General features: G+C 70.4%; 10 protein-coding genes. 7 read left to right on the forward strand and 3 right to left on the reverse strand.

All coding sequences use genetic code 11. The annotated features are described in order from the left end of the window. Positions 1-102: 102 nt before the first annotated feature. Positions 103-594: a YajQ family cyclic di-GMP-binding protein gene (locus tag IT306_21775; protein MCC7371059.1), complete on the forward strand. Its 492-nt coding sequence runs from the start codon at positions 103-105 to the stop codon at positions 592-594. A 19-nt stretch (positions 595-613) separates the two neighbouring features. Continuing rightward, on the forward strand, positions 614-835 hold the full coding sequence (locus tag IT306_21780; GenBank protein ID MCC7371060.1) for a DUF433 domain-containing protein: 222 nt from the start codon (positions 614-616) through the stop codon (positions 833-835). Positions 836-1,168: 333 nt separating this feature from the next. On the opposite strand, the gene IT306_21785 is transcribed toward IT306_21780, so the two are convergent. Then, positions 1,169-1,861, reverse strand: coding sequence for a hypothetical protein (locus IT306_21785; protein MCC7371061.1), 693 nt, complete (start codon positions 1,859-1,861; stop codon positions 1,169-1,171). A 715-nt stretch (positions 1,862-2,576) separates the two neighbouring features. Between IT306_21785 and IT306_21790 the strand changes: the two genes are divergently transcribed. From IT306_21790 to IT306_21810, 5 genes are all read left to right on the forward strand, one after another. Continuing rightward, the gene (locus IT306_21790; GenBank protein ID MCC7371062.1) at positions 2,577-3,728 is read left to right on the forward strand and encodes a patatin-like phospholipase family protein; all 1,152 of its coding nucleotides are present in this window, start codon (positions 2,577-2,579) and stop codon (positions 3,726-3,728) included. A 556-nt stretch (positions 3,729-4,284) separates the two neighbouring features. Further along, positions 4,285-4,746, forward strand: coding sequence for a hypothetical protein (locus tag IT306_21795; GenBank protein MCC7371063.1), 462 nt, complete (start codon positions 4,285-4,287; stop codon positions 4,744-4,746). Positions 4,747-4,809: 63 nt separating this feature from the next. Continuing rightward, on the forward strand, positions 4,810-7,617 hold the full coding sequence (locus IT306_21800; protein ID MCC7371064.1) for a phosphoenolpyruvate synthase: 2,808 nt from the start codon (positions 4,810-4,812) through the stop codon (positions 7,615-7,617). 124 nt (positions 7,618-7,741) lie between these two features. Beyond that, positions 7,742-9,037: an MFS transporter gene (locus IT306_21805; protein ID MCC7371065.1), complete on the forward strand. Its 1,296-nt coding sequence runs from the start codon at positions 7,742-7,744 to the stop codon at positions 9,035-9,037. A 115-nt stretch (positions 9,038-9,152) separates the two neighbouring features. Next, positions 9,153-9,605 (forward strand): VOC family protein, encoded by a 453-nt coding sequence (locus tag IT306_21810; GenBank protein MCC7371066.1) that lies wholly within the window; start codon positions 9,153-9,155, stop codon positions 9,603-9,605. A 336-nt stretch (positions 9,606-9,941) separates the two neighbouring features. Here the strand turns inward: IT306_21810 and IT306_21815 are convergent, their stop codons facing one another. Together IT306_21815 and IT306_21820 are read right to left on the reverse strand one after the other, a co-directional pair. After that, on the reverse strand, positions 9,942-10,850 hold the full coding sequence (locus IT306_21815; GenBank protein MCC7371067.1) for a hypothetical protein: 909 nt from the start codon (positions 10,848-10,850) through the stop codon (positions 9,942-9,944). A 244-nt stretch (positions 10,851-11,094) separates the two neighbouring features. Further along, on the reverse strand, positions 11,095-13,071 hold the full coding sequence (locus tag IT306_21820) for a glycosyltransferase family 39 protein (GenBank protein ID MCC7371068.1): 1,977 nt from the start codon (positions 13,069-13,071) through the stop codon (positions 11,095-11,097). Between the last annotated feature and the right edge of the window lie 59 nt (positions 13,072-13,130).

Below are 13,130 nucleotides of genomic sequence, written 5' to 3' on the forward strand. Positions count from 1 at the left end.
TGTAGAGTTTGAAGAACACCTGGGCAGGCGCCTGGCATCGGGACAGGCCATCCGCTTCTGACCGCTGTCTCGTACGCGCCTGCCTTGACCTGAGGGGTATGGATGGCTTCCGACAGCAGCTTTGACGTGGTCTCGCAGATCGACCGTCAGGAGATGGTCAACGCCGTCGATCAGGTTTCGCGGGAGATCACCACGCGGTTCGACCTCAAGAATACGGGCAGCACCGTCACGCTGGAGAAGGACAGCGTGGTGCTGGCCTGCGACACCGAGTTTACGCTGAAGGCCGTGCGGGACATCCTGATCGAGCGGTCGGCGAAACGCGGCTTCTCAACCAAGGTCTTCGACTTCGGGAAGATCGAGCCGGCCCAGAAGGGGACGGTCCGTCAGTCGGCGAAGCTGCGCCAGGGGATCGACGCCGAGCTTGGCAGGACGATCGGCAAGCTGATGCGCGACAAGTTCCCGAAGCTGAAGGCACAGATCCAGGGCGATGCGGTGCGCGTCTCCGGCAGCTCGAAGGACATGCTGCAGGCGGCCATGAAGCTGCTCCGGGAGCAGGACTACGTGGTGCCGCTCCAGTTCAACAACTACCGGTAGATCCGGGAGGATTTCGGGCATGCTCGACTGGGCAAGCTGCGATGCCGTCGAACGCGAACCCGGGCGCCTGAGCGGCGCCTGGGTGTTTCGGGGCACACGTGTGCCGCTGGCGGCCCTGTTCGAAAACCTGGAGGACGGGGCGTCCATCGCCGACTTTGTCGAGTGGTTCCCCGGGGTATCCATTGAGCAGGCCCGGCTCGTCCTCGATCACGCGGCCCAAAGTGCTCTACGCTCCGCCTGAATGTATATCCTCTTCGACCAGGGCACACCAGTCCCGCTGCGCCGACACTTGCGAGAACATGTCGTTGAGACCGCTTACGAGCGTGGCCGGTCCTACTTGGTGAACGGCGACCTGCTTGATAGGGCAGAGCGCGCCGGGTTTGAGTTACTTCTCACTACGGATCGGAACCTACGGTATCAGCAGAATCTCGCATCACGCCGGCTCTCTATTCTCGTCCTGACCACGACGAGTTGGCCCCGCATCCAGCGAAATATCGCCCTTGTCCTGGAGGCAGTGGAGCAACTCATACCGAACAGCTACGGCGAGATTGTGATTCCGTAGGCTGCTGCAACGTCAGGCGCGGGCGTCGAGGGCTGCCAGCACCTGTCTGAGCGGCTCGTTGTCCCAGGCGCGCTCTGTCCAGATCCGGACGACTCGGCGCAGATCGGTCAGTTGCTCGGGGGTGTTGGCCCGGGCGACGAGCGCCGAGGCGACCTGCTCGGGCTGGCCGGCCCGCGAGGCGTGCAGGCCGGCCTTGAGCCACTGGAGTCGGACGGCGTCTTCGGGGCAGCGTGCGGCGTCCAGCGCGTGGGCCGTCACGATGTGGAGCGGGTAGGCGACGGCGTCGCTCTGCTTGACCCAGACCAGCAGACCGAGGGCCGTGTCGCCGGCGAGGCCGGCCTGCTCCAGGGCGCGCTGCCCGAGCGTCGGGCCGGCCGGCGTCGGGATGGGCGTGGGCGTCAGGGTTGGCGTTGCCGTCGGCCGCGGCGTCGGCGTTGGCGTAATCGATACCTGGGCGGCCGGCGGCAGCGTCGGCTGGCGGGTCGGGGTGGCAGTCGGCGGCTGAGGCGTGGCCGTCGGGGGCACGGATGGGGTGGGCGGCGGTGCGGTAGCAGTCTGCAACTGCTCGCGGACGCCGGAGAGGTAGCGCAGGCCCTCCAGGGAGCCGTCGCAGGCGCGGTTGAACGCCTTGACCCCGACCGGCGCGGCCAGCACGCTGACCAGCAGCACCAGGATCAGGGCGAGTCTCCAGGCGAACCGTCGCATCGTCAGGGCGTCCGCACGCTTCGATCAGACAAGGTCCGCATCCCCGGTGGCCTTCCTTGGTCCAGCGATTGACCATGATGACGTGGATGGTCGTACCCGTTATCCCGAGCAAAGTGACCCATTCGGCAGGCTCAGAGCAAGGCTTGCGACTGTCTACCCAGGGCGATTGCATGTTGATGTCGTCGTGCCGCCGCGTCGGGGCTTGAAAGCCCCGCCTCCCATCCTGCAGTCGCTGCGCGACGCGCCAGTCGCACCAGTGCCGGCCGTTCCCGACGGCCGTCGCGCAGCGACTGCATGACTGTAGGCGGGGACTTCAGTCCCCGACCGCCCGTTCCATGATGCTTCGGGGACACCAATGAACATGCAATCGCCCTGACTGTCTACCCAGTCATCCCGAGCGGAACGAGCCTGCGAGTGGAGTCGAGGGATCTTCCTCCAGGCCACAGAAGGGGCAGATCCCTTCGCTCGTGCCTCGCGTAGCTTGCCCTGAGCTTGCCGAATGGGGTCGGGATGACGAGGTGTGGTGCTCGTGCCTCGCTGCGGTCGGGATGACAGCCCATCACGTTCAATGTGATGGACTACTGGGGCGCAGTGTTGCGAGACTAACTCACCAGAAGATCGAACGAACCTCCCGCCGGTCGGTCGCGGTGCGGTACGCTGAACGTGGGGAGTGACCCAGCATCGACTTTCGATCTCTGAGTGGGTGGGGTTGACCGTGGTGAGAGAACGGCTGCGCCTCGGGTGGCAGATCGCCCCCGAGCACGAGCACGAGGCCGAACCGCATCCGGTGGTGACGGCGCTCCTCGAACGGGCACGCAGTGGGAGCCGGCCGGGGCGGCGGACGGACGGACATCGCATCGCGCTGGTGGTCGAGGGCGGCGCGATGCGGGGCGTCGTCTCGGGCGGCATGGTGGCTGGCCTGGAAGCGCTCGGCCTGCGCGACGCCTTCGACGTGGTCTACGGCTCGTCGGCCGGGGCGTGCGCGGGGGCGTACTTCCTGGCCGGGCAGGCTCGTGTCGGCGCGCGCCTCTACTACGAGGTGGTGAATACGCGCCAGTACATCAACCCGCTGCACGCGCTGCGGCGGCGGGCCATCGTCAACCTGGACCGCCTGTTCGATCATGTGCTCAGCCAGCAACTGCCGCTCGACTTCGAGGCGTTCCAGGCTTCGGGCGTGCCGCTGGTGGTGCTGGCCTCGCACGTGGACGTGGTGGCGGCCACGGGGACGGACGGCCCGCACGCCATTGTCGAAGCCGACCGTTTCACGGACTTCGCGGACGTGGACGATCTGCTGGGCGCGCTGCATGCCAGTTCGCGGATGCCCGTCGTGGGCGGCGCGCCGGTCAGCTATCGGGGGATGCGCTTCTGGGACGCCGCCATCACCCAGCCGGTGCCGGTCCACGCGGCCCTCGACGACGGTTGCACGCACGTCCTGGTGCTGATGACGCTGCCGCGCCACGCCCGGCCTGGCGGTTTCGGCCTGCTCGACCGGCTGCTGGTGGCCCCGCGCGTGGCGAACGTCAGCCCTGGCCTCGCCAGTATGTACCGAACGCGCTCGGTACGGTACATGGAGACGTGGCAGTTGATCCTGTCCAGGAGCCAGACGCGCGAGGGACCGCCGTTCGTGGAGGGCGTGGCGGCGGATGCGTCCACGCCGGTCATCGGGCGGACGGAGATCCGCACGCCGCGCCTGGTGGCCGCCGCGCGGGCCGGGGGGAACGCCGTCCTGGCAGCATTCGGGCGCGGCGACGCCCACATGACGCAGCAACTGCTGCCGATCGGCCGGGCAGGGCACGCCGTGGACGTGCGGCTCGGGTCGGCGGCTGGCGGCGTGGTCGGGCGTGGCACAGAGAGTGCGGCATCCTGACGGGTTGCGTGTTGACGAGGCTGTGTCCATCGAAGCGGCAGGCTGAACAGGGCGATTGCATGTACATTGGTGTTCCCGAAGCATCATGGAGCGGGCGGTCGGGGGTTGAAACCCCCGCCTACAGTCATTCAGTCGCTGCGCGACGGACACCGGGAACGGCGGGCACTGGTGAGCCAGGAGCGTCGCGCAGCGACTGCAGGATCGTAGGCGGGGTTTTCAAGCCCCGACGGCCCTGCACGATGCGCTCAACATGCAATCGTCCTGGTTCGTGACTCAGGGCGATTGCATGACGAGCACGTCCTGCGACCTCGTCGGGGACTGAAGTCCCCGCCTACCGTCACGCCGTCGCTGCGCGACGGACGCAGGGAATAGCAGGTACTGGTGCGACTGGAGCGTCGCGCAGCGACTGCAGGATCGTAGGCGGGGCTTTCAAGCCCCGACGGCCCTGCACGATGCGCTCAACATGCGATTGCCCTGGCGGGCTGAAGCGGAGGACTGAGAACCGGTGAGCGTGTGCGAGCGAACGGTGTTGAGCCGACTGGGGCGAGGACCGCGGGTGCATCTGGGCGCGCTGGCAGGGCTGGTGACGGCGCTCGCCGTGCTGGTGAGCGTGGCGGGGCTCTCCGTGGTGGCCCGGCCACAGGTCGCCGAGGCGGCCATCGGCGCGGTCTGCCCTGTGCCGACCGGCGAGGTGCCGAACGGCATCAAGGCCTGCACGGACCGAGGCGACGGCGCGACGTACATGGCCGGCGACCATATCACCGTCTGCGTCTCGGCCAACATCCCGCAGATCGCGATCTTCCCGCCGCCGCCCCCGCCGACCATCCGCGTCGAGAACGTGGCGGCTGACGGCGCTGCGCGCCTGCTGATCGACGCGCGGATGGCGTCTGGCCAGCAGTGCGTGGCCGGCACGGTGATTGCGCCGTTCGGCGAGGAGACCGTGCGGGCGCAGGCGCTCGGGTCGGATGGCCGGGTGTTCCAGGAGGACAGCGTCCGCTTCACGACGGTCGCGCGCTGAGCCGTCGCACGGCGCGAGCAGGCAGGCCAGATGCCGGCATCCAGGGAAAGTCGTTTTCGCACCATGAATCAGTTCAGGACGGCGGTGGAGGATCTGGCGGATCGGCGGCTGGTGAGCGACCTGAGCGGTGGGGAAGTGTCGCTCCACGAGGCCGGGGGCAAAGGGGCGGCGCTGACGCGGCTCCTGGCCGGTCGCCTGCCAGCGCCGCCGGGCTTTCTGCTGACGACCGAGGCGTACCGGAGGGCGGTCGAGCAGGGCGGGCTGGGCGAGGCGATCGAGGCCGTGCTGGCCGAGACGGCCGTGCGATCGGAGACCGCTACGCCGGCCGACGCTGCCGGGCTGCCCGACCGCTGGGAGCGCGTCTCGGCCCGGGTGCAGGCGGCGTTCCTGGCGGCGTCGATGCCGTCGGCGGTGGCGGACAGCGTGCGCGAGGCGTACGCCCGCCTCAGCGCGGAGGCCGGCCAGCCCGACACGCTGCCGGTCGCGGTGCGGTCGTCGGCGACGGCCGAGGATCTGCCGGGCGCAAGCTTCGCCGGGCAGCAGGAGACGTTCCTCAACGTCGTCGGCGCGGACGCGGTGCTGGAGGCCGTGCGACGCTGCTGGGCCTCCCTGTGGACGGCGCGGGCGCTGGCCTACCGCGAGCGCCTGGGCGTCGTGCATGGCGGCGTCGCGATGGCCGTGGTGGTGCAGCGGCTGTTGCCGGCCGAGGTCGCTGGCGTCCTGTTCACGGCGAATCCGACCACGGGCGCGCGCGACGAGATCCTCGTCAATGCGAGCTACGGGCTGGGCGAGGCCGTCGTGTCGGGGCAGGTGACGCCGGATACGTTCGTGCTGGGTCGGGACGACGGTGCGATCCGCTCCACGACCCTTGGCACGAAGTCGGAGATGGTGGTTGCACGCGCGGACCGCGAGTCTGGCACATCCGCCGTGCCGGTGCCGGAGGATCGCCGGCGGGTGGCAGCGCTCGGCCCCGACCGCCTGCGCGAGCTTGCGGCGCTCGGGCTGCGCGTGGAGCGGCTGGCCGGAGGGACGCCGCAGGATGTCGAGTGGGCGGTTGCGGAGGGCCAGCTCTGGCTGCTCCAGGCCCGGCCGATCACCGGATTGCCGCCCGCGCCCCTGAAGAATGTTCGCTGGGAGCCGCCCACGCCCGGCTCGCGCTGGATTCGGCGGCAGGTCGTCGAGCACATGCCGGAGCCGCTCTCGCCGCTCTTCGACGAGCTGTACCTGTCCGGCGGCCTCGAACGCTCGGGGGATATCGTGATGGCGGCGCTGGAGATCCCCGGCGGCCTGGACGACCTGATCGACCGGCCGATGTTCGCCACCATCAACGGCTTCGCGTATCAGCGCGCCGACGTCCACCTGAACTGGCGGATGGCGTGGATGCTGTTGCACACGACGGTGCGCGGCCTGGCCGGGCTGTTCCGCAACGGCGTCAGGAACTGGAGAGACACCGAGCTGCCGCTCTATGAGGCCACCGTCGTGCGTTGGAAGGCGCTCGATCCGGCGGACCTGACGGATGCGCGGCTGCTGGCGGGCATCCGCGAGCTGGCCGATGCCGACGCCCGTTACTGGTTCGCGGCGGCGCTGGCCATCGGCGCGGCCAAGGTGTCCGATGGCCTGCTGGATTGGTATCTCCGGCAGGCTGCGCCGGGACGGCAGCTCAGCAGCGGCATCTTCTTGCGCGGACTCTCGGCGCGGGGGCTGGCCGCCGAGCGCAGCCTGGAGGGCGTCGCGGATCTGGTGCACCGCTCGGAGGCGTTGCGCCGGCTGGTGCGCGAGACGCCGCCCGACCGTCTGCTGGAGGCGCTGGCGGCCCACCCGGCCGGCCGGCCCGCCCGCGAGGCGCTGGATCGCTATTTCGACCAGTTCGGGCACCTGATCTACAGCCTCGACTTTGCCGTGCCGACCCAGGTTGACGATCCGCTGCCGGTCTTGATCTCGCTGCGTGCGCTGGCCGAGCGGCCGGGCCGCGACAGCGAGGCCGAGCAGGCGGTGCTGAGTCGCCAGCGTGACCGGCTCACCCGTCAGACGGATCGCGCGTTCGATCCGTTCCGGCGGCGGCTGTTCCGCAACCTGCTTCGCTGGGCGGCTTCGTACGCGCCGTACCGCGAGGAGGCCCTGTTCTACGTCGGGTACGCCTGGCCGACGCTCAGGAGGCTGGCCCACGAGCTGGGCCGTCGCCTGACTGCACGGGGAGCGCTGGCCGGGCCGGACGACATCTACTACCTGCGCTCGGAGGAGGTCGCCTCGGCGATTGGGTTGGCGCCCCTCACCCCCCGCCCCGCTCTCCCGTACGCGGGAGAGGGGGAGTCCGATGGCAGCGACGTGGCTGGGCCTCCAACGACAGCATCGCACGCACCCGAGTCGATGGACACAACCCATGCTTTGGCGCGGGTGGCGATGGAGCGGCGGGAGCTGCGCGAGGCCCGCAAGCGGCTCCAGCCGCCGGCCGCCGTGCCGCCGGCCTACCGCTTCATGCTCGGCCCGATTGACCTCTCGTCGCGGGAGTCGCTGCGGCGGAACGACACGACGAGCGACATCCTGAGCGGGTTTGCGGTCAGTCCGGGCAGGGTCACGGCCCCGGCCAGCGTGATCCTCTCGCCGGCCGACTTCGGGCGGATGCAGCCGGGGACGGTGCTGGTCTGCCCGACCACCACGCCGGCCTGGACGCCGCTGTTCTCGCAGGCGCGGGCTCTCGTGACGGACATCGGCGGCGTGCTGGCCCACGGCTCGATTGTGGCGCGCGAGTACGGGATCCCGGCGGTGATGGGCACGGGCATCGCGACGCAGCGCATCGAGCAGGGGCAGACGATCACGGTGGACGGCGACGCTGGCGCCGTCACGCTCGGGGGCAGGCATCACCCGGTGTGATAGCTTGACTCACTGACTGCTGCTTGTGCTATCGCTCGCACCGGCGTACGATCCTGTCTGACACGGTCGAAGGGCGCTGCCTGCCGCGCGTGTGGGCGTGCGCCCTGTGGGTGGGGGAGGCAGCATGGCGTCCAGTGACCTCGTCAAGCCAGATGCCAGCGCCGTGGCCGCCGCTGGCGTACAGCAGGTCACCGCTGCCGCGCCGCCATCCTGGCTCGGCTGGGCCGGCTACCCCTGGGTCGTGCTCTTCGCCAGCTCGCTGGTGCAGACCTCCGCGTCGTTCGGCAACCAGTCGATCTCGCCGCTCGCGCCGTTTCTGGTCGCGGATCTGGGACTCAGCAAGGCCAATATCGGGTCGCTGGTGACGGCCACCTATATCGGGGCGACGTTGGTGCTGGTGCTGGCCGGCAGCCTGAGCGACCGCTTCGGGGTGCGGGCGCTGTTCCTGATCGGCATGGCGATGGCCGGCATCCCGCTGGCGGCGGCATCGGTTGCCCCGAGCTACCTGTGGCTGCTGGTCCCGATGGCGTTGTACGCCGTGGGCAACGGGTTCTCGCTGCCACCGACCACCCGCGCCATCGTCGAATGGTTCCCCACGAACCGGCGGGGCGTCGCGATGGGCGTCAAGCAGACGGGCGTGGCGCTGGCGGGGATGATCTGCGGCCTGGCGGTGCCGCCGCTCGGGCAGGCGATCGGCTGGCGGGGGACGATCCTGGTGCTCGGCGTGATGACGGTGTTGTCCGGGGTGCTGGCCTGGGTGCTGTTCCGCGACCGCCCAGATGACCCGTCGGCCGGCCCGAAGCCGCCCCGTCCTGGCTTCCTGACGGTGGCCCGCAATCGGAGCCTGCTGCTGCTGTCCGGCGTGACATTCCTGTACGCGGGCGTGCAGCTCTCGCTGGCCGGCTTCATGGTGCTGTTCCTGACGGAGAAAGTCGGGATGGGCGTGACCGAGGCCGGGGCGATGCTGGCGCTGGCGCAGGCCGGGGGCATCGTCGGGCGGATCGGCTGGGGGATCGTGAGCGACGTGCTGTTCGGCGGGCGGCGCAAGATCGTCATGGCGATCTTCAGCGTGATGGCGGCCGTGTCGTCGGTCGTGCTCTCGCTGACCGGGCCGGACACCCCGAGGATCGTGCTGCTCGTGACGCTGGCTGTCGCGGGGGTCTCGGCTATCGGCTGGAACGGCATCAACATGCTGTTCGTGGCGGAGATCGCCGGGCGGCAGGCTTCGGCGACGGCGGCCGGCTTCAACCTGACGGCGAGCTACCTGGGCATCATGGTGGGGCCGCCGATCTTCGGCATCCTGGTGGACATGACGGGCGCGTACACGACGGCGTTTCAGGTGGGTGCCGCGGCGTCGCTGGCGAGCCTGTGCCTGCTGGCGCTGATCAAAGCCCCGGAGCACGCCGAAAACCGGGGATGACGGCGCTGTTCCCAACAATCCGCCGGTTGGCTACCATCCGTACGTAAGCTGCAAGGCCGTAGCGGTCGGGCCGCGAGCGGCAGGGGAGGGATCGTCGATGATCACGATTACGCGGCTGAACCACGTCGTGTTCTGGGTCCGCAACGCCAGGAAGTCGCTCGCCTTCTACCAGGGCGTGCTCGACTTCCAGCCCATCTCCGAGCCGACTGACCGTGGCGTCTTCCTGCGGGCCAGTGGCAGCGACAACCACCACGACCTGGCGCTGTTCAGCATCGGGGAGGACGCGCCGGGGCCGACGACGGGCAAGCAGGTGGGGATGTACCACGCGGCGTTCGAGGTGGCGACGCTGGAGGATCTGGCGCGGGCGCGCGAGGCGCTGATCGAGGCGAAGGCGCTGGTGGGCGAGACGGACCACGGCGCGAGCTTCAGCCTGTACGTCCACGACCCTGACGGCAACGAGCTGGAGATCTTCTGGCTGCTGCCGAAGGAGGAGTGGGAGCGCAAGCCGGCGACCCGCACGCTCGACCTGGCTGGCGAGATCGAGCGGCGGGCTGCAGCGCCCGTCTGACCCATGCGCCCGAAGTTCCAGGATGCCAGCACGACGAGGCTACCCTCCGACTCCTGTTGCGCGGGAACCCGGAGTGGGCAGTTTCAGTCGGAGAGGCGCCGTCATCTCGTGCACATCATGCAACGTCATGTGTCAGCCTGAGCGAAGCGAGGAACGAGCGAAGTCGAAGCATCTCACAGCTTGTGCGAGCGCATAGGCGCGTGAGATCCTTCACTGCCCTCGCAAGCTCAGTCCGTTCAGGCTGACATCGGCTCAGGCGGACATCGGCTCTTGCACGCGACATGCTCCATTGGCCTTTTGTCACGCTGTTGGAGCAGTTCTCCCCGGGGGCGGCGGCTACTCCGAGGCCAGGAACTGGACGGGCACCCAGCCGGTGCGGCGGGCGTCAAGCTGGATCTGCGCCCAACTGCCCTGCACGCTGAGCACCGTCACGAGGCCGCCCTCGGGGACGCCGGCCGGCGTGCGTGCGCCGTCACGGGGGGCGCTGTAGAGGATGACGCCGCGCCCGTCCGTCCGCACCACCCGGGCGCGACGTCCGGCTGCGGCCGTCCCGCCCCGCGTGACTGCCGTCGGCGCGGGTGTCGTGGCGCGCGCAGGGGTCGTGGTTGGCGCGGGCGTCGGCTGGGTGGTCGGTTGCGGCCGGGCCGTGGGCTGCGCCAGCACGGTCGGTCGCGGCTCGACGACCGCCGGCCCGGCGACTGCTGGCCCGGCGACTGCTGGCCCGGCGACTGCTTCGGCCGCTGGCCCGGCGGCGACCTCGGCCGGCCCTGGCTCCGCGATGACGGCCGGCGGCCCGGCAGCCAGCTGATCGCCGGGCAGCGAATGGTCGACCAGCGCGGCACCCGCCGCACTTGTCGCACCCGGCACGCCTGCCTGCTCGCCGGCGACCGTCGAGACGTCCTGGTCGGCGGCAGCGGATGCGTTGGCAGGAGCGCCGTCGGCCGGGGCGGGCTGCGGCGCGGCGCGGCTCGTTACGGGCGAATCGAGCGACACGACGACGACCGGCCCTGGCGGCGCTGCACCCTCCTCTGGGCGGAGCGAGGCGGGGCTGGGAGGATGCAGCATGGCGCCGATCGGGCCGGCCAGCCGGATCAACTGGCTGGAGAAGAGGAAGATGCCGATCGCGACGATCACCAGCGCCAGCATGATCCCCGCCACGACGCCCTCATGCTGGCTGTCGTGTCGGCGGACCCACGGCGGCCGAGCGACACTACGATCCCGGTTGCCCCCGGCTACGACCGCCATGTCTCGCCTCTCACGCTCCATGCTCTCGTCGGGGAGCGTGGGGAGACCACCACGGCTCGCCTCGACCGCCCCATTCTATGCACAGCGTGTTCCGCGGTTCTGTCCAACAGGCGGCTGCGCGACGGCGGCCCGGACGATGTTTGTCGGTTGTGTCGGGAGGGTTCTCTTCGAGAGCGCCGCTCATGAATGCAACACAGGGTGGCGGCTGGTCTCTGGAAAGTCGTAACCCGGATGTGACGAGGCGTCAGCGGGCGGTGACCTGGACCGTCGTGAGGGGGAGCGTGGCGGCTGGCTGGTCGGCGCGGCGGATCGGCTGGCCGGCCTCCGTCGAGAGCACGACGTCGAGCGTGTACTGGCCAGGGGGTGTTCGGCTCGGGACGGCCAGCTGCTCGCGCCGAATGACGACCCAGTCGCCCTCTTCGACCGCCGGCAGCGGTCGGGTGGGGCTCTCAGAGGGGAAGATGCGTCCGTTGGCGTCCACCAGCCGGAGCGTCGGGACCGGCCCGGGGATGGTCGATTGGCTGGTCAGCCACCAGAACAGGGTGACGGGCAGATCGGAGCCGGCGCGGACGGTCTTCTCTGCTCGGTAGCCGAAGAACTGGACTGGCCCGTCAAAGCGCGCCAGCAGCCGCGACGGCGCGAGCGAGGCCCAGCCCTGCGGTCCACGGTCGGGCACGAGGGTGATGCGCGCCCGTGCGACGCCCTCGCGGTTGTTGCGACTCGGGGCCAGGACGGTCGCCTTGCGCTCGCCGAAGCGCTCCATCGACTCGATGGGGTCCAGGTCGGGCAGCTCGACGACGACGGTTGGACGGAGCATCCGGAAGAGCAGGGTGTCGGCGGGCAGGAAGCGCGGCTCGACGTGGGGCCGCAGCAGGTAGTCGAGGACGGCCGGCGCCTCGGCCGTCAGCGGATCGGTCTCGCCGGCCAGCACCCAGACCTGGGGCGCGCCCGCCGCTCCGGCCGCCGCGATGGCGCGGTCCGCCAGGGCCTGCCAGTAGCGGATCGGCGGCTCGACCCCGTAGCGCTCGCCGGTCCCCAGCAGCTCGGAGGCCTCGCGGGGCACGTCCACGGCGGCCACGCGCAGGGCCGGCGGGGCCGTTGGCGGCTCGTCGATCTCGTAGGCCTCCATCAGCCGGTAGACCAGCCCGGTGGCCGTCAGCTGATAGGCCAGGAGGCTGGCCAGGAGCAGGCCACCGAGGCCTGCCAGCGGCCGGCGTGGACCCTGGAGCAGCCACCCGAGCGGCAGCGCCATCACCATGAAGACGGCCGGCGAGAGGGCCACGAGGTAGTGGAGGTAGACTGAGGACGACTGCCCGATCAGCGTGAGACTCGGGAGGACGAGCCAGATCGCCGGCAGCAGCCTCGCCTCCCAGCCGGGCGTGCGCCGGGCGGCAGCCGTGATGGCCATCCCCAGGCCAGCCGCCAGCAGCGCGCCGACCAGCAGCAGCACGACGCGGCCAGCCTGCCCGAACGGGTTGAGCCAGGGGGCGATATCGCTGACGGCCGGCAGCAGCCCGAAGCCGGACGCGCTCCAGAGCACCAACTCGATGGCCCCGTTGCGGGGCGCCAGCCCGACGCCTCGGTTGCCGTCCTCCAGCCGGGCCGAGACCTCTGCCCAGTGCAGGCCCACCCACGAGAGGTACGGCACGGTGAGCAGGGTGCCGAGCAGGATGCCGGCGGCCGGCCAGCGAACGCCCCAGCGCCACGGCCAGAGCAGCAGCGTGAGCAACGCGGCCGGGCCGTAGATCAGCGAGAGAATGCGGATCTGCACCTGCACGGCCAGCGCCACGAAGAAGGCCACCGCCCAGCGCGCCCGCCGCTGCACCACCACTTCGTAGGCGGCCCAGAGCGCCACGATGGTGAACAGCGGCACGATCTCGGCCCAGCTGCGGCGGCTGTAGTAGACGGCCCATGGGTTCGCGGCGAACAGCAGGCCAGCCGCCAGCGCCACGCCCGGCCCCAGGAAGCGGCGGGTCAGCAGGTAGGTGAGCGCAACGGCCAGGACGTTGAGCAGCCCGACCAGCACCACCCCCGCCGACGCCGAGGACGCGGCCAACGCGGCCGGCAGCAGCAGGTAGACCGAGCCGGGCGGATCGGGCACGCCCCAGGACGTCATCGGGCCGGTCAGGGCTGGGCCGTGCCACAGGACATCTCGCGCACGCGAGAGCACGTCCACGTCGTCGTAGCGGAGCGGCGCGAGATCGACGCGCCAGAGCCGCAAGACGGCGGCGAGCGTGACGACCAGCGCGAGCGGCCCGATCCGCCAGAATGCTGCCCGGC

It is taken from the genome of Chloroflexota bacterium (genome assembly GCA_020850535.1).
Classification (GTDB): Bacteria; Chloroflexota; UBA6077; order UBA6077; family JACCZL01; genus JADZEM01.

What these genes read in the sequence shown, in the direction of transcription:
- IT306_21775 (MCC7371059.1), top strand. Translation starts at nt 103, where the DNA reads ATGGCTTCCGACAGCAGCTTTGACGTGGTCTCGCAGATCGACCGTCAG.
- IT306_21800 (MCC7371064.1), top strand. Translation starts at nt 4,810, where the DNA reads ATGAATCAGTTCAGGACGGCGGTGGAGGATCTGGCGGATCGGCGGCTG.
- IT306_21780 (MCC7371060.1), top strand. Translation starts at nt 614, where the DNA reads ATGCTCGACTGGGCAAGCTGCGATGCCGTCGAACGCGAACCCGGGCGC.
- IT306_21815 (MCC7371067.1), bottom strand. Translation starts at nt 10,850, where the DNA reads ATGGCGGTCGTAGCCGGGGGCAACCGGGATCGTAGTGTCGCTCGGCCG.
- IT306_21805 (MCC7371065.1), top strand. Translation starts at nt 7,742, where the DNA reads ATGGCGTCCAGTGACCTCGTCAAGCCAGATGCCAGCGCCGTGGCCGCC.
- IT306_21785 (MCC7371061.1), bottom strand. Translation starts at nt 1,861, where the DNA reads ATGCGACGGTTCGCCTGGAGACTCGCCCTGATCCTGGTGCTGCTGGTC.